This window comes from Archangium minus (genome assembly GCF_044360475.1).
Classification (GTDB): domain Bacteria; phylum Myxococcota; class Myxococcia; order Myxococcales; family Myxococcaceae; genus Archangium; species Archangium minus.
This window is the reverse complement of the sequence record NZ_CP043494.1, coordinates 1,566,963-1,588,391: the sequence shown is the minus strand read 5'-3', so window position 1 is coordinate 1,588,391 and position 21,429 is coordinate 1,566,963. Positions and strand designations below refer to the sequence as shown.

Here is a 21,429-nt window from a genome sequence, read left to right as displayed (position 1 = left end):
AAGCGGGGTTCCAGGGTCCTGACCCGAGGGAGCGGACTTTTCCAGCCACGTGAAGACACACGAAACCCAGAGCAAACACTTGCGGGGTTCGGCTTGACGAGGTGGGGGGTCGGGCGTTCTCTTTTCATGCAAGGGATTATTCTCGTCGTGGAAGAGCACGACCACGGCGAGGCGGCACGGCGGTCACTGCCGTCCCGAAAAGGGAGGAGGAGCCATTGAGTGGAGATCTAGAAACGTCGGCTGGCGCTGTCCTCGCCGCGGGTACCTATTCGGGATATTCGCTGCACACCCAGCCCGAGCAGGGCATCAACCTCATCCTGTCCCAGCCCGGTATCAGCTGTAGCCGCGTGACGCGGCTGAGCCCTACCGCGGTGTGGGCCCTGCCCGAGCCCGGCGCCGAGCTGCCGCCCCGGGAGCGCACGCTGCAACTGCTCCTGGACGACAACGGCCGCACCATCGGTCCCCTGCGAGGCGAAATCCTCTGGAGCGATCCACGCCGGTACGACGCGCCCATTGGAATCCAGCTCGTGGACGTGACGGTGGAGCAAGGCCGGCAGATCCTCTCCACCTTGGATGCCGCGGTCCGCCAGGGACGCGCGCTGCCCGCGGTCTCGCCCCAGCCCATCGAGGAGGCCATTGTCGAGCCCGAGCGCATCTGCTCCATCCTCAAGTCCGTGTGCGTGATGAAGCACCAGGGCGTGCTGCGGCAGCTCGGGCGAACGCTGCGCGTGTCGCTGGAGTACTTCGACGTGATGACCTCCCAGCTGCACTGGCGCCTCGAGGAGCCGGGGACCGGCTGGGGCGCGGCGCCCTATGACATTGAGGTGGTGGGCCACAACTCCGCCTACCGCCTGCGTGTGCCGGCGCTCGAGACGCGGGGCGGCCGGATGGTGACGCCCATTCCGCGGCGGATGTGGAAGGTGCGCCACCGCTGGCACCGACGCGTGCCCGCCCCCGCCGGCCTCCGCGCCCGCTTCCACCATCCGCTATGGGGCGAGCTGGGCCTGCTCGAGCGTGAGGCCGTGGACGTGTCCTTCAATGGCCTGTGCCTGCGCAGCCCGGCGGAGGATCTCATCTTCCCGGGCCTCCTGCTCCAGCCCCTCGAGCTCTGGGGCGAGGGCGACGAGCCCATTCTCCTGCGCGGCGAGGTGCGCTTCGTGGGGGACAAGGACGGACAGCGGGTGTTCGGCCTCCAGGTGACGCCGTGCACGCCGCTGGACGAGGCGCGCTGGATACAGCTCGTCTCGCAGGCGCTCTGCCCCGCTACACGCGGTGGCGAAGAGCTGCTCGAGCCCCTGTGGGAGCTCCTCGTCGACTCGGGCTACTTCAACCTGTCCGGCAAGAAGACGGAGCACTTCGAGGAGCTGCGCGCCAGCTTCCTGGAGACGAGCCAGCGCGCTGCGCACCTGCCCCGGCTCTTCTGCCAGGCGGTGTGGCCCTCGAAGCGGGGGGTAGAGGCCACGTTGTCCTCCGTGCGGCCCTACCGCCACAGCTGGCTGGTGCACCAGCTCGCCAAGCGCCCCGGCAAGCCCGACGGGGATGTGGCGCCCGGGCAGATCCTCCGCGACATCCACGTGCGCACGCTGGAGCACGCCCAGAGCGATCCCGACTTCCGGTGGCTGGTCGCCTACGTTGAGTCGACCGTGCCCCTCATTGAGCGCGTCCACATGGCCTATGCGCGGGCCTTGGCTGAAAGGGGGGAGGCCCTGGTCATGCCCGTGCGTCTGATGGACGTGCACTGCAACGAGCGCAGCGGGCTCCCGTCGGGCGGGTTTGAGCTCAGCCCGGCCCGCGCCGACGAGAAGACGCGCCTGGCGGAGGAGATCGCCCGCACGCGCCCCGCCTGCTACGTGGAAGCGCTGGACCTCTCGCGCGAGCGGATGGACCTGCGGGACACGGCAGCGACGTGGCACGCGGCTGGGTTGGAGCGCGAGCGGCAGGTGCTGGTGGCTCGCCGCGGTGGCGTGGCAGTGGCCGCCATCATCCTCGAGCTGGGACAGCCCGGGTCGAACCTCTTCCGCCTGCTGGACGCGGCACGCCTGTTCCCGCTCACCCCCGAAGGCCCGGACGCCTACGTCGCGCTGCTCGACGAGGCCCGCGCCTGGTACGCGCGGCGGGGCCGCACCTCCTTCGTCTTCCTGCGCGAGGATGAGGACGACAGCTACACCGCTACCGCCCGGCTGCATGACGAGCCCGATGCGCAGCCCTGCCTGTGGCTGCTCTCCGCCCGGATGCTGCCCGAGTTCCTGGAGTACGTGAGCGAGGCGACCGTGGGTCGCCTGACGCCCGCGAATCACCGCACGGCCTGAGAAGAGACGTACCGGAAGTAAGGAGTCAGTCGAACATGAGTCTGGTCAAAGAGCTGTACGAGCCCTACGTCCTGCCCGCGCGTGCCCGCATCTCCACGGACCCCGTGATGCGCACGCTGGTGGACCCCGCCATCTCCCCCGCGCTCCTGGAGCGCTTCTTCATCCAGTACCACTCGTTCGGCGTGTACATGACCGAGCCCGTGGAGGGGTGGATCCGCCGGGCCGGCCAGCGCTGCCTCATGCAGGGCCTGGACTCGCTCGGCAAGGGACTGCTCGCGCATGCGAAGCAGGAGGCTGGCCATCACCTGATGATGATCGACGACGTGCGGCGGCTGGTGCACCGGTGGAACATCCGGTACCCGCCCATGCTCGTCGTGGAGCGGCTGCTGGCCCAGCACCCCACGGACGCGATGCGCGCCTACCGGCGGCTCCACGAGGAGACGATCGCCGGCGAGCTCGCCGCGGGGCAGATCGCCATCGAGTTCGAGATCAAGAACCTGTCCATGGTGCTGGGGCCGCACCTGCTATCCAACGTGGTGCGGGTGCTCGGCCGGGAGACGCTGGACGGGCTCGGCTTCCTCAAGGAGCACGTCCAGATCGACATGGGGCAGACGGCCACCAACGCGCGGATGATGGAGGAGCTGCTCCGCTTGATGCCGGAGAACGCCCGGACGCTCGCGGAGCTCGGCGCCGAAGCGCTCGACATCTACCTGCGCTTCCTCGGGGACTGCCTGCACTCGGCCGAGGCCGCGATGTGGACCTCGGACTCGAGCGAGGCAGTGCTCTAACGCGCCTCAGCGCCCGAAGATGGCCTCGGGATTCTCCAGGCCGCGCGCCTTGGCCAGCGGCTGGAGGATGTCCTGGGGAGGCTCGTCCGCGGTGAGCAGCAGCGCGCGCACCGCCGTCTCCACCACGTCCTCGGCGCTGGGGCGCACCATGCCCCGCCGCGCGTCCTCCACCTTGCCCTGGCGGTAGATGTCGAAGCGCTCCTTCACGCGCTCGGCGATGGAGGCCATGGCCTTGTCGCCCGCCTCCACCCGCAGCTCCGCCTCCGTGCGCAGCTGCACCGGATCCGCCAGCACGCCCACCTTGTCATAGGCCTTGTTGGACGAGTCCTCGGCCACGGCCGCGTAGTCCTCGGTGCGCGGCGAGGCACCCGCCGCGTCCTTCGCCAGGTCGATCAACCGCTCGGTGACGCTCGTGGTGATGGACAGCCGGTGCAGCTCCACGTCGTAGGGGTAGTCAGCGTAGACGGGCTCTTCCACCGTGAGAGGCTCGCGGTAGTAGGCGTCCCGGCCCCGCTGCACCTCGCGCCGCTGCAGCTCCGCGCCCTCCTGCGCCGCCTCCAGCCGACGCTCCAGCTCCTTCGCCGCGTTGGCCCGCTGCGCCAGCGCGCCCTCCTCCTGCTCGCACTGCGGGTTGCAGCGGGCGGGGTTGCACTCGTTCGGCACATCCCCCGGCTTGGCCCGCTCGAAGGCTCGGATGCACTCGGACAGCCCCTTGGCGCACACCGTGCGCTCGCGCTCGCGGCAGCGGGCAGCCACCTCGCGCGCCTGGCTCAGCTCGTCCTGCTTGCGCAGGTAGTCACGCAGCACGCCCGACAGCTTGCGCTCCACGTCCTCCAGCTTGCGCTCCTGCTCCAGCAGTGCCGCCTCCAGCTCGAGCCGGCGCGGGCTGGGCACGGCCTTGTTCGTCACCAGGTAGCGCTGCAACTTCTGGCCCTGCTCCACCGACTTCACCGGCATCACCCGCTCCACCGCCAGCCCCAGGCGCACACCTGGGTGGTCCTTCGGCGCATCGGCGGTGATGACACGGATGGGGACCTCCTGCGGCAGCAGCGCCGACAGCCGCCCCGGAGACAGCCGCTGCACCACGTCCGGCGCCGACGCCTTGTCCTCCGCGGGCCCCGTCACCACCAGGAAGGCGATCTCGTCCCGGAGCTTGCGGCGCACCTCCTCGGCGCGCTCCCGGGCGGCGGTGACCCCCACGCGCTCCTGGTCCGCGCGCACGTACGCCAGCAGGGCGTTGCCCAGCTTGCCCTCCTCCTCCAGCCGCTGCGCAGTGGAGAACCACCGACGCGCCCACGCCGTCTGCACCGCGACCACGCCCTTGCGCGCCGCATCGTGCTCGGCGTTCACCGCCAGCACCGCGTCGAGCTCGGCCCGGGCCTCCTGCAGCCGCTCCTCCTTCAGCGCCTTGAGCGCCACCTCTACCCGCGCATCCAACGTCTGGCCGAGCAGCTCGCGCGCCGGGTCATTCTCGCTGTCCAGCTCGAGCACGCGCACCAGCAGCGGCGTGGCACTGGCCAGGTCCCCCTCGGCGTGCTTCGCCTGCGCGGCCTGGAACACCTCGGCACCCCACTGCTTGCGCATGTTGCGCAGCTTCACCTTCACTTCCGAGTCGCCAGGCTCCACGGCGAGGGCGCGCAAGTAGGCGGCCTCCGCCTGCTCCCACTTGCGGTTGGTGGTGAATTGGTCGCCTTCCTTCACCGCGCGCGAGAAGGCCGAACAACCGGTGACCGCGAGCAGCGCGAAGAGTGAGAGGGCAAGGAACCCTAGCCGGCGGGCCAGGGACGACGGGGGGCGGGCAGGCAAGGAGCGCACGGGGGGCATTTTCCGGGAAAGGCGGGTCAGGATGAAGCGCTGATTCAACGCCTGCCCGCTCTGCTGGCAAGCTTCTGGAAACGGCTGCGTCACGGCGCTAGAAGAGGGGCGGCTTCGTCTCGACAGAGAGGTGTCCCCATGCCCGTGCGCATCCGGCTGTATTCGGACTTCGTCTGACCGTACTGCTTCATCGCGGAGCGGAGCAGCCTGGTCAGGCTGCAAGAGGAGTTCGACGTCGAAGTGGAGTGGAAGGGCTTCCAGCTGCACCCGGGAACGCCTCGGGGTGGAGTGCCCCTGGACCGGCTCTTTGGGGGCCGCGCGGAGATGATGCGGAGCCAGGTGGCGCAGTTCGCCCGAGGCTTCGGGGTCTCCATTCAGGTGCCCGGGCACCTGTACAACACACGCCGGGTGCTCGCGCTGACGGAGTGGGCGCGAGAGCAGGGGCGCTTCCAGGCCTTCTACGAAGCGGCCATGGAGGCCCATTGGCAGCGCGGCGAGGACCTCGAGAACCCGGACGTGCTTGCCCGATTGGCGGAGCAGGCAGGCCTGCCTGGTGAGGAAGCAAGAAGCGCCATGGACGCGCCCCAGTACCAGGCCCGCGTGGAGGCCCTCCGAGAGGAGGGCGAGCGAGAGGGCGTGCAAGGCATCCCCACCTTCTTCATCGGGGACGTCCGCGTGGTGGGCTGCCAACCGTACGAGGTCTTCGCAGAGGCCGCTCGTCGCGCAGGTGCACAGCCTCGGCGCTGAGCGCTCGCCTCCTCGCCTGGGGTGTTACGCGGGGAGGCCCTGAGCTCCGTCAGCTCCCGCTCGGGAATGACGCGACGCACCAGTGGGTATGAAGACTCCCGAGGGGGGCCCACATTTCACCAGGGAGTTTCAGCGACATGGCCTGCTCGCAACCGAAGCCCAATCCCACCGAGCTCCGCCTACCCATGTGGGCGGACCACCACCGCGTCGAGGACTACCGCAACGTCCACTGCCGCTTCTATGCCCTGTGCATCGACGCAGCCGTGCGCGAGGACTGGGAGGGCTTCTCTTGCCAGAAGTGCCCCCTGTTCCACGACGACGCCGCGCCTCGCGCGGAGCAGTTCGCCTTTGATCAGCCGGCCGACAACGGCCGTCCGTAGTCGTCCAGAGGGTTGCCGGGTGAACGTCACCTGGCTGTGTGCCAGCGCACGGGCCTGAGCCGACGTCCGTGTACTGGCGCACGTGGGCCCTGTCCTTTAGGACATTGGCCCACGCGCCCATACATGGGGCCCTGGCCTTTCGAGCCACGAGACAGCAACTTGGCCGCGTCCTCGACGTGCGGGACACCCGCGGGAGACGCGATGATCCGACAGCTGCTGCTGTCCGAACCCGACCTTCGTGCCGCTGACGCGCAGCCAGCGCCGTCTGGTGCCTTCGTCCTGTTGGCCGAGGAGTTTCCCTCCATCGCCGTAGGCCCGCCTGCTTCGGCCAGCGACGCGAACGTGCTGCGGCTCGACGCCCAGGCGTGGCGCGCCCCCGGCTTCGACCCGTTCGACTGGGACGAGCACGTCTTCGGCACCGCCAACGCGTGCCCCGAGGGCCAATGTCTGACGCTGAACCTCACCGGCGCCCCGCGCGAGGTGCTCGCCTCCACGGCCCTGGAAATCCTCACCCGCTACCAGGGGCTTGTCAGCCGCCGCAATGCCGCCTCCGAGGGGCCGCTCTTCGACGCCATCCTCGCGCGCCACCGGGCCTTGCATGACATGAGCAAGCCGCTCGTCGTCGCGGACTACCGGCATGCGCTGGACGTGTGGCAGTGGGTGCTGCGGCTCGCCCCACGGGCGGACGTGGCCCTCCAGACGGCGGCCCTCTTCCATGACGTGGAGCGCCTGCTCTCCGAGCCCGATGCACGCGTGGAGCACCACGCCCGGGACTACCAGGCCTTCAAGGACGCCCATGCGGCGCGCGGCGCGGACGTGGCGTGCGAGCTGCTCGCGGACGTGGGCATGGACAAGGGCACCTGCGAGCGCGTGCGCTGGCTCATCAGCCGCCACGAGCGCCCCGAGTCGGACGTGTGCCTCACGCTCCTCAACGACGCGGACGCCCTCTCCTTCTTCTCGCTCAACGCCTCTGGCTTCGTGCGCTACTTCCCGCTCGAGCACACCCGCCGCAAGGTGGCCTACACGCTCGGACGGCTGCGCCCCAACCAGCGCTGGCGGCTCGCGCGCATCCGGCTCGCGCCCCAGGTGCGCCGCCTCCTCGAGGAGGCCCTCGGCGCGGTCACCCTTCCCACCACGCTGCAGGAGTCGGCATGAAGCTGGTGATCTTCGGCCTCACGGTCAGCTCCTCCTGGGGCAACGGACACGCCACCCTCTGGCGCGGGCTCATCTCCGCCCTCACCGACCGCGGCCACCGCGTCGTCTTCTTCGAGCGAGACCAGCCCTTCTACGCCGCCCATCGAGATCTCCTCGAGCTGCCTCCAGGCGCGGAGCTGGTGCTCTACGACTCGTGGGAGGAGATCCTACCGCGCGCACGCCAGCACCTGCGGGACGCGGACGCGGGCATGGTGACGTCCTACTGCGCGGACGGTGTCGCGGCGGGCCGGCTGGTGCTGGGCTCGCGCGTGCCGGTGAAGTCCTTCTATGACATGGACACGCCCGTCACCCTGGAGCGGGCCGAGCGCGGCGAAAACGTCGAGTACATCGGCCCGGAGGGACTGGGCGACTACGACCTCGTCCTCAGCTACACGGGCGGAGAGGCCCTCACCGGGCTGAGACGGCTCTTCGGCGCCCGTCACACCCTGCCCCTCTACGGCAGCGTGGACCCGCGGGTGCACTTCCCGGTGGATGGCAGGGACCACTACCGGGCGGACCTCTCATACCTGGGCACCTACGCCGCCAACCGGCAGCAAGCGCTGGAGCGCCTCTTCCTGGAGCCCGCGCGACAGCTGTCCGATCGGCGCTTCGTCATCGGCGGGGCGCAGTACCCACAGGACTTCGCCTGGACGCCGAACCTCTACTTCGTCCAGCACCTGCCTCCCGTGGAGCACCCGGCCTTCTATTGCTCATCCAAACTCACGCTCAACATCACCCGTGCCCCCATGGCCGCCATGGGCTGGTGCCCCTCGGGGCGCCTCTTCGAGGCCGCGGCGTGTGGCACCCCGGTGCTGTCGGATGCGTGGGAGGGACTGGACTCGTTCTTCCGCCCTGGCGAGGAGCTCCTCATCGCGCATTCCACCGAGGATGCCGTGGAGGCGCTCTCGCTGTCGCCAGAGGAACTGGCTCGGATCGGCAGGCGCGCACGGGAGCGCGCCCTCACCGAGCACACGGCGGAAAGACGCGCGGAGGAGTTGGTGGCGGCGTTGGACGGAGCGCGCATCTCGAACCATGCGAGGAACTGATTTATGTGGGGACTCATACCGGCGGCAGGCATCGGCAGCCGCATCCAACCACTCGCATTCTCCAAGGAGCTGCTCCCCGTAGGGGGCCGCTACGACGGCAAGACGGAGCGGCCTCGGGCGGTGAGCGAATACCTGGTGGACCGCATGGTCCTCGCGGGGGCGAAGAAGCTCTGCTTCATCATCTCCCCGGGGAAGTCCGACATCGTCGAGTACTACGGCGGCTCGGTGAACGGCGCGCAGATCTGCTACGCCGTGCAGCCGGAGCCCCTGGGGTTGTGTGACTCGCTCTTTCGCGCCGTCCCCCTCATCCACCCGGACGAGGAGGTGCTCATCGGCCTGCCGGACACTGTCTGGTTCCCCGAGGACGGCCTGTGCCGGCTGCCGAGCGGAGGGCTCTCGTTCCTCTGCTTCCCGGTGGCACGTCCGGAGCTGTTCGACGCGGTGGTGGCGGACAAGGACGGCACGGTGCGGGAGATTCAGGTGAAGCAGGAGGGCGCCACCAGCCATTGGATATGGGGGGCCTTCAAGCTCACCGGCGCCATCATGCGCGAGCTGTACGAGCTGTGGCTCACCCGTGAGCCGCGTGACCCGTACATGGGCACATTGGTGAACGAGTGGCTGGCTCGGGGCGGTAAAGCCCAGGCGGTGCGCGCGGGCGAGTCCTACGTGGACGTGGGAACGCTCAACGGCTACCGCGAGGCCATTCAACTGCTCGGCACGCGGCCGTCACGAGGCCCCGTCACGATGCAGGACGAAGAAGGTGCTGCTCCGCCTGCTCCGCACTAGCGCGGTGACTGGCGCGACAGGTCGGAACGGTGATGGAGACCCTCACCCCGACCCTCTCCCAGGGGGAGAGGGAGGATGAGGGAGTCGGGGCGGGAGGGGGAGGCGGCGATGGTGAGAGCAATAAGAAGGAGGACTGCCCATGCAGCCTCCTGAAGAACCCATTCAGTTCAGAGAGCAAGAGGACGAGCAGGCACGCACCGTGGCAGACGTCCTCGGACCCCTGCTTCCTCCCCAGGTCCTGCGTGGCCCCATCCTCGTCGTGGCCGCGCACCCAGACGACGAGGTGCTAGGCGCCTCGTGGCTGCTGCTCCACGGACCTGGCTGCCATGTCGTCCATGTCACCGATGGAGCGCCGAGGGACGCGTCCTACGCCCGTCTCCGAGAGAGAGAGGCCCTCGCGGCACTGGCCCTCGCCGGAGTCCCTCCGAATCGCCTGTTCTCCCTGGGCGCGGCGGACCAGGAGGCCACGCAGCACCTCGTCACGCTCACCCAGTGCTTGGTGGCACTGCTCAAGGCGCTCCGTCCGACGCTCCTCGTCGTCCACCCCTACGAGGGGGGACACCCGGACCATGACGCCGCCGCCTTCGTCTCGCATGCCGCTGTGGCGTTGATGGCCCGAGCGGGGCGCACGCCTCCTGCACTGCTGGAGATGACGTCCTACCACCGCCGCCAGGACTCGCGCGTCACCGGCGAATTCCTCCCTGCGCCGGACGGTCGGCTCGTCGCCACGGTGTCCTTCACCGAGGCGGAGTGTGCCACCAAGCAGCGCATGCTCACGTGCCACGCATCACAGGCGCGGCTGCTGGAGACGTTCTCCGTGGGGCAGGAGCGCTACCGCACCGCGCCCCGCTACGACTTCACCCGTCCGCCGCATCAGGGAACGCTCCAGTACGAGGCCCACAACTCGCGCATGACGGGCACCCATTGGCGGGAGCTGGCCCGCCAGGCACTCGAGGCATTGAAGCTCCCGGAGGCACCATGGCATTGACGACGGACTTCGCGCTCCCCCGGCACCAGACGACCCGGACCCTCGCCCCACTCGAAGTGGAGGAAGTCGTCTCCCTGCGCGGACTGGAGCAGTTGCAGGGCGAGTGGCGTTGGTTGTGGGCCCGCTGTCCCGGAGCCACCACCTTCCAGCGGCCGGAGTGGCTGCTGTCCTGGGTCCGGCACCTCGGCGCCTCCTTCTCGGCGCAACCACCCTGGGTGGTGACGCTGCGGAGTGAAGGCCGGCTGGTGGGGCTCGCCCCCCTGGGCATCCGCGTGGAGAACGGTGCCCGCGTGGTGCGGCTGCTCGGCGAGGGCGTCTCCGACTACCTCGATGTGCTCATGGACCCGGAGCTGGCCCAACACGGTGTACGCACCCTGTTCAACTGGCTCGGCCGCAATGGCGAGCGCTGGGACACGTGCGTCTTCGAGCAACTCCGGGAGGATTCGCCGCTCCTGCACACGCCCGTGCCCGAGGGCTGGGGTGAGCGCTCCGAGGTGCAGGAGGTCTGTCCCCAAGTCCTCCTCCCCTGGACGGCGCCGGGAGGGCTCGCGGCCGAACTGCGTCAGGCCTACCGCCGCCTGGAGCAACTGGGCCTGGTGCGTCTCGAGGAGGCGGACGCGAGCAACCTCGAGGCGATGATGGACACGTTGGTGCGACTGCGGGGCGCTCACTGGGACGCCTCACTCCAAACCTTCCACCGCGAGGCCGCGCGCGGGCTGCTCGCCGCCAGGGCCCTGCGCCTGTTCGTGCTGCACGTGAAGGAGCAGCCCGTGGCCGTCTTCTACGGCTTCCGGGACGGAACGCACCTCCGCTACTACCTCGGGGGCTCCGCTCCGGAGTTCCAACACTTCAACGTGGGCTCCCTCCTGGTGGCCCAGGCCCTCGAGGAAGCGAGCCATTGGGGAATGGAGGTGTTCGACTTCCTCCGAGGCGCCAAACCCTACAAATACGCCTGGGGCGCGAGCGACACGCGCAACCACTGGCGCTGCGTGTGGCACGGCCCCGAGCAGAAGGTGTGAAGCCACCCCGAGGGGCGGAGGGTGCACAGTTGAACGGAGGGACATGCCAATGGACTCCGAGCTGCCCATCTTCCTCAGCGTGCAGGAACATCGGGTCAACAGCTGGGGGGAGCTCCAGGAAGAACTCTTCACGGGCTCGTGGAATGAGTCCCTCCGTCGCTTCCGCCCCACCCTCGCCTTCCGCGGCATGCCGGACTCGCACCATGACCTGGCCACCAGCCTGAACCGGCGCGGGGGCAACTACTCCCGCCAGGAGCACGTCATGCTGCGCGCCTTCCGCAAGTACGCGCGCGGCACCACCAACCCCTGCGAGTCTCTCTGGGACTGGCTGTCGCTCGCGCAGCACCACGGCCTGCCCACGCGCCTGCTCGACTGGACCTTCAGCCCCTACGTGGCGCTGCACTTCCTCACGGAGGACCCGTCCCTGTACGACGTGGACGGCGTTGTCTGGTGTGTGGACTACCGGGAGACGAACCGGCTCCTGCCCCGCCCCCTCAAGGCCCAGCTACGCGAGGAGGGCGCCGACGTCTTCAGCGCGGAGATGCTCGCTACGGTAGCGAGAGATCTCTCCTCCTTCGACAAGCTCGCCCGCCACCCCTTCGTGCTCTTCTTCGAGCCGCCCTCGCTCGACGAGCGCATCGTCAACCAGTTCGCCCTCTTCTCCGTGATGAACGACGCCTCGGCGCGCCTGGACGCGTTCCTCGAGAAGCAGAAGCGAGGCGTGCGGCGACTCATCGTCCCCGCTCGCCTCAAGCAGGAGGTGCGGGACAAGCTCGACCAGGCCAACATCACCGAGCGCGTGCTCTTCCCTGGCCTGGACGGGCTCACCCGCTGGTTGCGGCGCTACTACAACCCGCGCCCTCCCGGCGCTCCGTCCGGTCAGTAGGCGTGGATATCCCCCTCCGCGGGAGGACGCTGATCCGGCGTGACGCGCCCCTCCGTCTCCACACGCTTGTCGCCGATCCTGCTGACGCCACCGAGGATGATGGTGAGCGCGATGGCGACGAAGAAGACGAGCAGGGCGAAGATGAAGAACGCCAGTGCGAAAGATTCCACCATGGAGACACCTCCTTTCGTCTCAAGCTAGGGCCGCAGGCTGAGCCGCGCAGCCGCCGCCCGCTCCCTCGCCCTCCGTCCATGGACGCTTGAGGCTTGCCGTCTCCCGGCGAACTCCTGACCTTGAGTCTCAAGTCCAACAAACCCATCGCGCCGGAGGACGCACGACATGCCTCGTAAGCCTCAAGAGGAAAACCCCACGATGCACGGGGACGCCAAGATGAGCGAAGAGACCCGCAAGGAGGTATTCGGCAAGTCGGAGAAGGAGAGCGCTCCCGAGGATGCTGACCGTCAGCGTGAGTTCAGCGGGCCTTCCGAACAAGGCAGGAAGGACAGCGCGGGGAGTGACAAGCACAGCTGAGGTGCTGTTTCGGGAGGCGGATGCGCTCGGCGTCCCCTCCCGGTGTTTCAGGTCCGCAGCTCTCGCAGCAGCCAGTCCCGGACCCGCGTGAAGACGCGCTCGGCGGCCTCGTCCAGGACGTGCCCCGCTCCCGGGATGAGCTCCAGCTCCTTGCGTCCCCGTGCCCGCTCGTAGATGGAGAGCGAACAGCTCGGCGGCAACACCGCGTCCGACCTGCCGTGCACCAGCAGCAGCGAGCGGGGATGCAGCTCCGACACCGCCTCTGTTCCGTAGCTCTGCGGCGACAACCCCACCACGGTTGTCACCCAGGGAGACTGCGCTCCGGCGTCGATCATCACCGCGCCGCCGAACGAGTGCCCCACCAGCGCCACGCGCTCCAGTCCGTGCTCCACCAGGAAGTCCACCCCCGCGAGCACGTCCTGCACCGCCTCCGCCAGGTCCGTCGAGTGGCGATACCTCACCCGGAGCGTGGACAGGTGATGCCTCAGCAGCTCCTCGCCCAGCCGGGGGTACAGGCCCAGGGCCGGCGTATCGAAGCCACCCCCTACGCCCCCTGCCAACAGCGCCCCTGCCTTCGCTCCGAGCGACTCGTAGAGCAGGGTGTCGACGGGGCCTCTCCTCGTCTTCAGGGTGTACGGCCGCGGCTCCAACCCCGCCCCATCCTGCGGCGTTTCGATCTCCGACATCGGTCGGCGCCTCCTCTTCTTCAGCCCTCGCACCTAGGGTGGGCATGGCTGGCGGGCTGGGAAGGCGTGAGACCTCGAGCAGGAGGACGGAGGGTAGACCCTCACCCTGGCCCTCTCCCAGAGGGAGAGGGGATTGGCTCAGGCCTTCGCGGCCGGAGGAGGGTGGCGCGGCAGGAGCAACCAGAAGCAGGTGCCCTCCGCCTCCGTCGAGCGAACCTGCAGCATGCCCCCGTGCGCCTTCACGATTTCATGCGTGATGTAGAGCCCCAGTCCCAGCCCCGAGCGAGAGCCCGAGCGCGCGCCATCTCGTCCCCGGACAAACGGATCGAAGATGTGCGTCATCCGCTCCGCCGGGATGGGTGTGCCTCCGTTGTGCACCTCCACCCGCACGCCGTCGCCCTCGTCGCGCACCACCACCCGCACCACGCTGTCCTCCGGCGAGTACTGCACCGCGTTGCCCACCAGGTTCGACGCCGCCTGGGCGATGCGATCCGCGTCCCACTCGCCCCAGCCGGTGCCGGACACGCTCAGCTCGAAGCGCCGCTGCGGGTGCGCCACCTCCAGCTCCTCCACCACCTGCCGCAGCACGTCGTGCACGTTCATCCACGTGCGCTGCAGCGTGTAGCCCCCGCCCAGCCGCGTGCGTGTGAAGTCCAGGATGTCGCCAATCATCCGCGCCATCCGGTCCGACGAGATGGAGATGCGGTTGACCGCCTTGCGCTGGGGCTCGGACAACCCGCCGTAACGCAGGAGCAGCGCCGCGTTGCCGGAGATGGCCTGCAGCGGGTTGCGCAGGTCATGCCCCAGAATCCCCAGGAACTGCTCGCGGAACAGCGCCGTCTGCCGCGCGGCCTCCTCGCGCTTGAGGCCCTCCTCGGCCCGCTTGCGCTCGATGGCGTAGCGCAGCGCACGCACCAGCAGTGGGCCCGTCACCTGGCCCTTCACCAGGTAGTCCTGCGCGCCCGCGTGCACGGCCTTCATGGAGAGCTGCTCGTCGTCGTTACCTGTGAGCACCACCAAGGGCAGCGCCGGCGCCGCCTGCAACATCCGCTCGATGTTGGACAGCCCGTGCCCGTCCGGCAGCGACAGGTCCAACAACACCACGTCCCACCCCGGCTCGCCCACCGCCGCCAGCGCCTCCGCCATGCGCGTCACGTGACGCACCTCGAAGTGCACGGAGGGCACCTCCTTCAGCTCCTCCTGCAGGAGCCGGGCGTCCCCGGGGTTGTCTTCCACCAGCAGCAGCCGCAACGGCCGCGCCTCGTTGATGCTCATGGAGGCCTCACTCCACCGTGGGCAGCCGCACCACCGACAGCCAGAAGTCGTCGATGGAGCGCACCACGGAAATGAACTGCTCCAGGTCCACCGGCTTGGTGATGTAGCAGTTGGCGTGCAGATCGTACGTGCGCAGGATGTCCTCCTCCGCCTTCGACGTGGTCAGCACCACCACGGGGATGCGGCGCAGGCTCGAGTCCGCCTTGATGTCCGCCAGCACCTCGCGCCCGTCCTTCTTCGGCAGGTTGAGATCCAGCAGGATGAGGTCCGGCCGCGAGGCGTTCGCATGAGGGCCCTCGCGACGCAGGAAGGCCAGCGCCTCCACCCCATCGCGCGCGACGGAGAGGCGGTTGCTCACCTTGCCCTCCTTGAGGGCCTCGATAGTCAGGCGGACGTCGCCCGGGTTGTCCTCGACCAGGAGGATTTCGATGGGCCGTCCGCGGGTGTCGTCACTCATGAGGTAGCGCCCTGTGTCCTAGGAGGGGGTGGGAACCGCGGGAAGGGTGAACCAGAACGTCGTCCCCTGCCCGGGTTGTGAATCGAGTCCGATGCGGCCCCCGTGCCGCTCGACGATCTTCTTGCAGATGGCGAGCCCAATGCCCGTGCCCGGGTATTCCTCCTTGCCGTGGAGCCGCTGGAAGATGACAAAGATTCGCTCGAAGTATTGTGGCTCGATTCCGATGCCGTTGTCCTCCACGGTGAAGCGCCACTCGGTGCCCTGGCGCTCGGCATCCACGACCACCCGCGGCGGCGTGCTGCCACGGAACTTCAGCGCGTTGCCCACCAGGTTCTGGAAGACCTGGGTGAGCTGCGTCTCGTCCGCCATCACCGCCGGCAGCCGGCTCTGGGCGATGGTGGCGCCTGACTCGTCCACCAATGCCTTGAGGTTGGCCAGCGCCTTCTCCAGCGCGCGGCCCGAGTCGATGGGCTTGAACTCGTGGCCCCGGGTGCCCACGCGCGAGTAGGCCAGCAGATCCTCGATGAGCCGCTGCATGCGGTTCACCCCGTCCACGGCGTACTGGATGAACTCGTCCGCGTCTGAGTCCAGCCGGCCCTTGTAGCGCCGTGACAGCAGCTGCGTGTAGCTGGCCACCATGCGCAGGGGCTCCTGCAGGTCGTGCGAGGCCACGTAGGCGAACTGCTGCAGCTCCTCGTTGGAGCGCGCCAGGTCCTGGGCATGCTCCTGGAGAGCCAGCTCGGCGCGGCGCCGCTCGAGGCCTTGGGCCATCGCCTCTGCCACCGTGGACAGCGTGGCCAGGGTCTCCTCCTCCAGGGGCCGTAGGCCGAAGACGACAAGCACGCCCACGAGCTGCCCGCGCACCAGCAGCGGAGTGCCCAGGAAGGACACCAGCCCCTGCGTCTGGGCCCACTCGCGCGAGCGCAGGCCGGGGTGCCGCAGCACGTCATTGATGAGCAGGGGCTTGCGCTCCTGGCCCACCTTCCCCACCAGGCCCTCTCCCAGCTCGAAGCGGGTGGGCTGGAAGGCGGTGGGCACGGTGATGCCGGCATGGCCCTCCAGCAGCAGCGCCCGGGCCTCCCGGTTCCACGTCCACAGCTGCGCCATGGGCAGCACGGTGAGGTTGCGCACCACCACCTCGGCGCAGGCTTGGACCAGCCGCGCGGGGCTGTCCTCACGGGAGAGCACGTCGCTCACCTGGGCGCGCAGGGCCTCCAGCTCGCGGGCGCGCTGCTCACTCTCCAGCCGGCGCGAGGCCTCCTCGGCCTGCCGTTGGGCGGTGACGTCCGTGCTCGTTCCAATCCACTCGCGCACCTGCTTCTTCGCATCGAGCAGGGGCACCGCGCGCGCCAGGGTGACGGCGTAGCTGCCATCTGCCCGGCGCACGCGCATCTCCACTTCATAGGGCTGCTTGAGCGCCCGCGCCGCCTGCCACCCGCGCCGCACGCGCTCCTGGTCCTCCGGGTGGACGACGGCGAGCCAGCCGTAGCCCTTGTACTCTTCGTAGGTCTGCCCGGTGAAGGCGCGCCAGGAGGGCGAGTCCTCTTCCACGTGCCCTTCCGGCCGCGTCACCCACACCGCCTGGGAGGTGGCGTTGATGAGCGAGCGGAAGCGCTCCTCCGCACGCACGGCATTTCCGTAGAGGCGCGCGTTGTCCACCGCGATGGCGGCGCGCGAGGCCAGCTGCTCGGCGAGGGACACGTCCGCGGGGGTGAAGCGCCGGCCGGACTCGGCGGTGACGAGCGCGAAGGCGCCGAAGGTGCGGCCCCGTGCCGTGAGGGGCACGGTGATGGCCGAGCGCAGGCCCAGCGTGCGCGCAATGCGCAGGTGCTCCTTGTCCCCCCGCGTGGCGGCGACCAGCGCCGCGTCGGAGATGTCCGGCATCACCGCGGAGCGGCCGGTGCGGAGGACCTCGTGGAGGCCGTTGGGGTCCTTCGGGTCGGGCGGGTAGCGCTGGCGCAGCTCGTGGGCGAGCTTCACCTTCGCCGGGTCCACATGCGCCACCGAGAGCAGCCGGACGACGCCGTCCTCTCCCAGGATGTCCAGCGAGCACCAGTCCGCCAGCCGGGGCACCGCCAGCCGGGTGAGCGCCGCCAGCGTGGTCTCGTAGTCCAGTGAAGAGGAGAGGAGCTCGCTCGCCTCCGTCAGGAACTGCAACGAGTCCCTGGCTCGCTTCTGCTCCTCGATGTCCGTGCAGGTGCCGAACCACTTGACGATCTGCCCGGAGGCATCGCGCACGGGATTGGCGCGGCCGATGAACCAGCGGTACACGCCGTCGTAGCGCCGGCAGCGATACTCCACCTCATAGGGCTCACCGGTGCGCAGCGAATGCTGCCAACGCTTCTGGGCCTCGGGGACGTCGTCCGGGTGGAAGGGCAGACGCCAGCCTTCGCCGAAGGTCGCCCCGAGACTCGTGCCGGTGTAGTCGTACCAGCGCTGGTTGAAGTAGTCGTGGTGACCATCCGGGCGGGTCGTCCACACCAGCTGAGGGATGGCCTCCGCGAGTTGCCGAAAGGCGAGCTCGCCTTCGGGACTGCTCAAGGTCTGGCTCAGAAGCGTGTGGACGTCCGGGGCGCGTCGCTCGGTGGGGTTCATGAAGGGAGACGTGGGACGTTACCAGCGCCAGAACAGCCCGGGACGTCCCTCCCCATCCACCTATCATTTCGCTTTCCAACAGCCGACAGTCATGCGCCTGGTGCCGCCTCTCTCGGGAAACGGTGCCTGGAGCGCCCGATTGGCCGCCCCCCTCCCCCGGGACACCTCGTTCGCGTGCCACCTGACGGACGGAAGGCCTCCAAGATTGTAGCGCAGTGCCTGCGGGCCGAGCAGAGATGCAGGGACACAAGATGCAACAGGAGGTCCCCATGGCCAGAGCGATGTGGAACGGAAAGGTGATTGCCGAGAGTGCCACGTACGAAGTGGTGGAGGGGAACATCTACTTCCCCTTGGAGGCGGTGAATCGCGAGGCGCTGCGGGACAGCGACACGCACACCACGTGCCCGTGGAAGGGCGTGGCGAGCTACTATGACGTGATGGTGGACGGTAAGGTGAACAAGGACGCGGCCTGGTACTACCCGGAGCCGAAGGACGCAGCGCGCAACATCCAGGGACACGTGGCCTTCTGGAAGGGCGTCCAGGTGGAGCGCTAGCGGATGTCCTGGTTCCTCCCCTGCGCGCTCCTGTCCGCCACCCTGGCACAAACCTCCCCCGCTCCCACGGACGAGCAGCCCGCGGAGCCCTCACGAGAGACGACGGTGGTCGCGCCGAGGGTCCCCACGCCGCTGAGCCGCACCCCCGCGGCGGTGAGCGTCGTGGAGCAGGAGGACATCCAGGAAGGGCGTCCCACACTGGGCGTGTACGAAGCGCTCGTGGGCGTCCCGGGGCTGGTGACGCAGAGCCGGAACAACTTCTCGCAGGACCTGCGGTTGTCCATCCGCGGCTTCGGCGCGCGCTCGGCGTTCGGCATCCGCGGCATCACCGTGCTGGTGGACGGCTTCCCGGAGACACTGCCGGACGGGCAGACGAACGTGGACAGCCTGGACATGGCGTCGGCGGCGCGCATCGAGGTGCTGCGGGGACTGTCCTCGTCGCTGTACGGGAACGCGGCGGGTGGCGTGGTGAGCATCACCACGGAGGACGGCCCGGATCGGCCCTTCGTGGAGGCGCGGACGCTGCACGGGGACGCTGGCCTGTGGAAGCTGAACGTGAAGGGCGGAGGGAAGAGCGGAGACGTGCGCTGGCTGGTGGGCGCGTCGCGGCTGACGCAACAGGGCTGGCGGCCCCAGTCGAGCACGGAGCAGGTGCTGCTGAATGGCAAGGTGGGCTGGACGCCGGATGAGCGCTCGGAGCTGACGGCGGTGCTGTCGCTGGTGGACGCGCCGGAGGCGGAGGACGCGGGCGGGCTGACGCGCGCGGAGGTGGAGCAGGAGCCACGACAGGCGGCCCCCCTCAACCTGAGCGACCGCGCGGGCGAGTCCGTACGGCAGGGCCGGCTCGGGCTGACGTACCGCCGGCGCCTGGACGAGGTGCACGAGGTGGAGGCGCGAGGCTTCCTGGCGCTGCGGCGCTTCCAGAACGCACTGCCCTCGGTAGTCGTGGCATTCGACCGGACGTTTGACGGGGTGACGGTGCGCTACGGCAACCGGGCACCACTGCTCGGGCTGCGCAGCCGCTTCACGGTGGGCGCGGAGTTGCAGTCGCAGTCGGACCGGCGGAAGAACTTCAACAACGCGGCCGGACTGCCAGGAAACACGCTGCAACTGGACCAGGACGAGGACGTGCTGGGGCTCGGCCTCTTCGCACAGGAGGAGCTGGAGCTGCGCGAGCGTCTGACGCTGGTGGCGGGCGCGCGCTACGACGTGTCGCGCTACGGGGTGGAGGACTTCCTGAAGGAGGACGGGGACGGGACGGGGGCGCGGACGTTCCAGCAGCCCACGGGGCGGCTGGGGCTCATCTGGGCGCCGAGGCCGGAGGTGTCCGTCTACGGGAACGTCACCCAGGCCTTCGAGGCACCGACGACGACGGAGCTCGCGGTGGCGCCGGGGATGGGCGGTGGGCTGTCGCGAGAGTTGAAGCCACAGCACTCGGACGGGGTGGAGCTGGGCGCACGCGGATTGCTGGGGAGCCGGCTGCGCTACGACGTGGCGCTGTTCTCGGTGTGGATCCGCGACGGGCTGGTGCGCTTCGAGGACGAGAACGCGCGCGCGTACTACCGCAACACGGGACGCTCGCGGCACCTGGGCGCGGAGGTGGCGCTGGAGGCCAAGGTGACGGAGGAGCTGCGGCTGCGGGCGGCCTACAACGCGTTGCAGGCGACGTTCCGCGACTACGTGTCACAGGGAAAACAGCTGAGGGGCAACAAAATCCCGGGCATTCCAGCGCACCAGGTGAGCGCTGAGGCGGTGTACCAGCACACGAGCGGCGCGCGGGCGGCGGTGGAGGTGTTCAGTGCGGGCGGGCTGTACGCGGACGACGCGAACACGGTGCGCGAGCACACGGCCTGGGTGGTGAACGCGCGGCTGGGGCACCGCTTCCAAATGGGCGTGTTCGAGGTGAGCCCCTTCCTAGGGCTACAGAACCTGTTGTCGGCGCGCTACAGCGACAACGTGCGGGTGAACGCGAGCCGGGGACGCTACTTCGAGCCGGCGCCGCCCCTCACGGTGTACGCGGGAGCGGGCCTGTCTCACCGCTGGTGACGCCAGACGCCTTTCTCAGGTCTCCATCTGCGGCTCTGGCGTGGAGACGGGATGCTGCCGGGAGCGTGCCTCCACCGCCCTGTCGACATGGTCCTTCATCCCGCGCCAGGTGTGCTCCCAGGACAGGCGCGAGAGGAACGCGTCTACCCGGGGCAGCCACTCCTCGTGGGATTGGGACAGGCTCTCCTCCACCGCCCGGACGAACGCCTCGGGCGTGTCGGCGATGCGCACCAGGCCCAGCTCGCCATAGGGGCGCACCACGTCGCGGATGGAGGTGGACACCACGGGCCTGCCCGCGGCGAGGTACTCGGGCGTCTTGGTAGGGCTGAGGAAGCGAGTGGCCGGCGTGCGAGCGAAAGGCGTCATGGCCACGTCCCAGCTCGCGAGGTAGGCCGGCAGCTCCTGGTAGCTCTTGCCGCCGAGGTAGTGGATGTTGGGCAGGCGCGGCAGGGAGTCGGGGGAGATCTTCACCACAGGCCCCACCATCACCAACTGCCAGTCCGGGCGCGCCCGGGCCACCCCCTCCACCAGCACCAGGTCCATCCGCTCGTCGATGACGCCGCAGAAGCCAATGCGCGGCCGGGGCAGGTGCGCCTGGTCGTGCGGGGCGTCCGGTCCTCGGCGGGCCTGGGCGAAGTGAGGCACGTCCACGCTGCTCGGGAAGGGATGAACGTTGGAGTGGCGCTCCCGCTTGGCCTCGTAGAGGTGGTGGCCACCCGTGAACATGACGTCCACGTGGCGCATCAGCTCCGCCTCACGTTGCACCAACACGGGCGGTGCGCCGGTGAAGGCGGACAGCTCGTCCATGCAGTCGTAGACCACCGCCCTGGGCCGCAGCCGCCGTGAGAAGGCCAGGGCCATAGGGGTGTAGTACCAGAGCACGAAGTTATTCACGCCCTGGTCCTCGAGCAGTTCCTCGAGCAACTCCCGCTGGATGGCCTCCAGGAGGTCCGGGTCCATCCGGATGCCCGGCGGCGGCGCTGGCGTCACCTGCGAGGCCCCCTCCACCTCGATGTGGGGAACGGCGATCCAGACACCCTCCGGGGAGCGGGAGACCTCCATGCGCGTGGGGCCAGGACCCCAGGCAGGCTCCTCCACGAAGAAGACGCGGCGCTCGCGCGCGAAGCGGGACATCAGGTGCTGCGGGCGCTGGAAGACGAACTTCCAGCGAAGGTGCGACAAGCAGACGAGGTCGGGGAGGTACGACATGTCGGGTCCTCCAGCGGGGTGGCACTCAAGGCGTTACAGGGAGGGTGGGTGTTGCCCCCGCTCGTTCCATTGGCCTCGAAGACACTACGTCCGGGGCAGCGCTCGAACCCTCCCCCGC

At 69.3% G+C, this 21,429-nt stretch carries 20 protein-coding genes; 13 read left to right on the top strand and 7 right to left on the bottom strand.

The genetic code is table 11. The features are described from left to right. Positions 1 to 215: 215 nt before the first annotated feature. On the top strand, positions 216 to 2,309 hold the full coding sequence (locus tag F0U60_RS06665; protein WP_395815554.1) for a hypothetical protein: 2,094 nt from the start codon (positions 216 to 218) through the stop codon (positions 2,307 to 2,309). Positions 2,310 to 2,344: 35 nt separating this feature from the next. Beyond that, positions 2,345 to 3,097 (top strand): hypothetical protein, encoded by a 753-nt coding sequence (locus tag F0U60_RS06660; RefSeq protein ID WP_395815552.1) that lies wholly within the window; start codon positions 2,345 to 2,347, stop codon positions 3,095 to 3,097. Positions 3,098 to 3,103: 6 nt separating this feature from the next. Here the strand turns inward: F0U60_RS06660 and traC are convergent, their stop codons facing one another. Then, a complete protein-coding gene (traC, locus tag F0U60_RS06655) occupies positions 3,104 to 4,921 on the bottom strand; it encodes an outer membrane exchange accessory lipoprotein TraC (RefSeq protein WP_395815550.1) in 1,818 nt (605 codons plus the stop codon). 180 nt (positions 4,922 to 5,101) lie between these two features. Here traC and F0U60_RS06650 point away from each other — a divergent pair, with 180 nt between their 5' ends. From F0U60_RS06650 to F0U60_RS06615, 8 genes are all read left to right on the top strand, one after another. Further along, entirely contained in the window at positions 5,102 to 5,659 is a 558-nt protein-coding gene (locus F0U60_RS06650) for a DsbA family protein (protein WP_395826009.1), read from the top strand. A gap of 137 nt (positions 5,660 to 5,796) precedes the next feature. Then, positions 5,797 to 6,039, top strand: coding sequence for a hypothetical protein (locus tag F0U60_RS06645; protein WP_395815548.1), 243 nt, complete (start codon positions 5,797 to 5,799; stop codon positions 6,037 to 6,039). A gap of 201 nt (positions 6,040 to 6,240) precedes the next feature. Beyond that, entirely contained in the window at positions 6,241 to 7,194 is a 954-nt protein-coding gene (locus F0U60_RS06640; protein WP_395815546.1) for a DUF4202 family protein, read from the top strand. Continuing rightward, entirely contained in the window at positions 7,191 to 8,279 is a 1,089-nt protein-coding gene (locus F0U60_RS06635; protein ID WP_395815544.1) for a glycosyltransferase, read from the top strand. Before F0U60_RS06640 ends, F0U60_RS06635 begins: the two co-directional genes overlap by 4 nt. A 3-nt stretch (positions 8,280 to 8,282) precedes the next feature. Beyond that, positions 8,283 to 9,065, top strand: coding sequence for a nucleotidyltransferase family protein (locus F0U60_RS06630; RefSeq protein ID WP_395815542.1), 783 nt, complete (start codon positions 8,283 to 8,285; stop codon positions 9,063 to 9,065). Positions 9,066 to 9,204: 139 nt separating this feature from the next. Beyond that, positions 9,205 to 10,053: a PIG-L deacetylase family protein gene (locus F0U60_RS06625; protein ID WP_395815540.1), complete on the top strand. Its 849-nt coding sequence runs from the start codon at positions 9,205 to 9,207 to the stop codon at positions 10,051 to 10,053. After that, complete coding sequence (locus F0U60_RS06620; RefSeq protein WP_395815538.1) at positions 10,044 to 11,072, top strand: GNAT family N-acetyltransferase; 1,029 nt, start codon at positions 10,044 to 10,046, stop codon at positions 11,070 to 11,072. Before F0U60_RS06625 ends, F0U60_RS06620 begins: the two co-directional genes overlap by 10 nt. A 43-nt stretch (positions 11,073 to 11,115) precedes the next feature. Then, positions 11,116 to 11,958 (top strand): FRG domain-containing protein, encoded by an 843-nt coding sequence (locus tag F0U60_RS06615; protein ID WP_395815536.1) that lies wholly within the window; start codon positions 11,116 to 11,118, stop codon positions 11,956 to 11,958. Here F0U60_RS06615 and F0U60_RS06610 read toward each other — a convergent pair. Then, positions 11,952 to 12,131 carry a hypothetical protein gene (locus F0U60_RS06610; RefSeq protein ID WP_395815534.1) on the bottom strand — a complete coding sequence of 60 codons (180 nt, stop codon included), beginning with the start codon at positions 12,129 to 12,131 and terminating at the stop codon, positions 11,952 to 11,954. The genes F0U60_RS06615 and F0U60_RS06610 overlap by 7 nt on opposite strands. Before the next feature lie 217 nt (positions 12,132 to 12,348). On the opposite strand from F0U60_RS06610, the gene F0U60_RS06605 reads away from it, so the two are divergent. Continuing rightward, positions 12,349 to 12,489, top strand: coding sequence for a hypothetical protein (locus F0U60_RS06605; RefSeq protein ID WP_395815532.1), 141 nt, complete (start codon positions 12,349 to 12,351; stop codon positions 12,487 to 12,489). 47 nt (positions 12,490 to 12,536) lie between these two features. On the opposite strand, the gene F0U60_RS06600 is transcribed toward F0U60_RS06605, so the two are convergent. The 4 genes from F0U60_RS06600 to F0U60_RS06585 form a co-directional block, all read right to left on the bottom strand. After that, on the bottom strand, positions 12,537 to 13,175 hold the full coding sequence (locus tag F0U60_RS06600) for an alpha/beta hydrolase (RefSeq protein WP_395815530.1): 639 nt from the start codon (positions 13,173 to 13,175) through the stop codon (positions 12,537 to 12,539). 138 nt (positions 13,176 to 13,313) lie between these two features. Continuing rightward, positions 13,314 to 14,450, bottom strand: coding sequence for an ATP-binding protein (locus F0U60_RS06595; RefSeq protein ID WP_395815528.1), 1,137 nt, complete (start codon positions 14,448 to 14,450; stop codon positions 13,314 to 13,316). Positions 14,451 to 14,457: 7 nt separating this feature from the next. Further along, a complete protein-coding gene (locus F0U60_RS06590) occupies positions 14,458 to 14,907 on the bottom strand; it encodes a response regulator (protein ID WP_395815526.1) in 450 nt (149 codons plus the stop codon). Positions 14,908 to 14,925: 18 nt separating this feature from the next. After that, positions 14,926 to 17,448 (bottom strand): PAS domain-containing protein, encoded by a 2,523-nt coding sequence (locus tag F0U60_RS06585; protein ID WP_395815524.1) that lies wholly within the window; start codon positions 17,446 to 17,448, stop codon positions 14,926 to 14,928. Positions 17,449 to 17,771: 323 nt separating this feature from the next. Here F0U60_RS06585 and F0U60_RS06580 point away from each other — a divergent pair, with 323 nt between their 5' ends. Beyond that, entirely contained in the window at positions 17,772 to 18,056 is a 285-nt protein-coding gene (locus tag F0U60_RS06580) for a DUF427 domain-containing protein (RefSeq protein ID WP_395815522.1), read from the top strand. A gap of 3 nt (positions 18,057 to 18,059) precedes the next feature. Beyond that, positions 18,060 to 20,102 carry a TonB-dependent receptor family protein gene (locus tag F0U60_RS06575; RefSeq protein ID WP_395815520.1) on the top strand — a complete coding sequence of 681 codons (2,043 nt, stop codon included), beginning with the start codon at positions 18,060 to 18,062 and terminating at the stop codon, positions 20,100 to 20,102. A 15-nt stretch (positions 20,103 to 20,117) separates the two neighbouring features. On the opposite strand, the gene F0U60_RS06570 is transcribed toward F0U60_RS06575, so the two are convergent. Then, complete coding sequence (locus tag F0U60_RS06570; RefSeq protein WP_395815518.1) at positions 20,118 to 21,311, bottom strand: glycosyltransferase family 1 protein; 1,194 nt, start codon at positions 21,309 to 21,311, stop codon at positions 20,118 to 20,120. Between the last annotated feature and the right edge of the window lie 118 nt (positions 21,312 to 21,429).

Bases quoted from the DNA above. Each gene is read 5' to 3' on its own strand.
- F0U60_RS06600 (WP_395815530.1), bottom strand. From the start codon at position 13,175: ATGTCGGAGATCGAAACGCCGCAGGATGGGGCGGGGTTGGAGCCGCGG.
- F0U60_RS06635 (WP_395815544.1), top strand. From the start codon at position 7,191: ATGAAGCTGGTGATCTTCGGCCTCACGGTCAGCTCCTCCTGGGGCAAC.
- F0U60_RS06660 (WP_395815552.1), top strand. From the start codon at position 2,345: ATGAGTCTGGTCAAAGAGCTGTACGAGCCCTACGTCCTGCCCGCGCGT.
- F0U60_RS06640 (WP_395815546.1), top strand. From the start codon at position 6,241: ATGATCCGACAGCTGCTGCTGTCCGAACCCGACCTTCGTGCCGCTGAC.
- F0U60_RS06590 (WP_395815526.1), bottom strand. From the start codon at position 14,907: ATGAGTGACGACACCCGCGGACGGCCCATCGAAATCCTCCTGGTCGAG.
- F0U60_RS06620 (WP_395815538.1), top strand. From the start codon at position 10,044: ATGGCATTGACGACGGACTTCGCGCTCCCCCGGCACCAGACGACCCGG.
- F0U60_RS06570 (WP_395815518.1), bottom strand. From the start codon at position 21,311: ATGTCGTACCTCCCCGACCTCGTCTGCTTGTCGCACCTTCGCTGGAAG.
- F0U60_RS06605 (WP_395815532.1), top strand. From the start codon at position 12,349: ATGAGCGAAGAGACCCGCAAGGAGGTATTCGGCAAGTCGGAGAAGGAG.
- F0U60_RS06575 (WP_395815520.1), top strand. From the start codon at position 18,060: ATGTCCTGGTTCCTCCCCTGCGCGCTCCTGTCCGCCACCCTGGCACAA.
- F0U60_RS06625 (WP_395815540.1), top strand. From the start codon at position 9,205: ATGCAGCCTCCTGAAGAACCCATTCAGTTCAGAGAGCAAGAGGACGAG.
- F0U60_RS06645 (WP_395815548.1), top strand. From the start codon at position 5,797: ATGGCCTGCTCGCAACCGAAGCCCAATCCCACCGAGCTCCGCCTACCC.
- F0U60_RS06595 (WP_395815528.1), bottom strand. From the start codon at position 14,450: ATGAGCATCAACGAGGCGCGGCCGTTGCGGCTGCTGCTGGTGGAAGAC.
- F0U60_RS06615 (WP_395815536.1), top strand. From the start codon at position 11,116: ATGCCAATGGACTCCGAGCTGCCCATCTTCCTCAGCGTGCAGGAACAT.
- F0U60_RS06630 (WP_395815542.1), top strand. From the start codon at position 8,283: ATGTGGGGACTCATACCGGCGGCAGGCATCGGCAGCCGCATCCAACCA.
- F0U60_RS06610 (WP_395815534.1), bottom strand. From the start codon at position 12,131: ATGGTGGAATCTTTCGCACTGGCGTTCTTCATCTTCGCCCTGCTCGTC.
- F0U60_RS06580 (WP_395815522.1), top strand. From the start codon at position 17,772: ATGGCCAGAGCGATGTGGAACGGAAAGGTGATTGCCGAGAGTGCCACG.
- traC (WP_395815550.1), bottom strand. From the start codon at position 4,921: ATGCCCCCCGTGCGCTCCTTGCCTGCCCGCCCCCCGTCGTCCCTGGCC.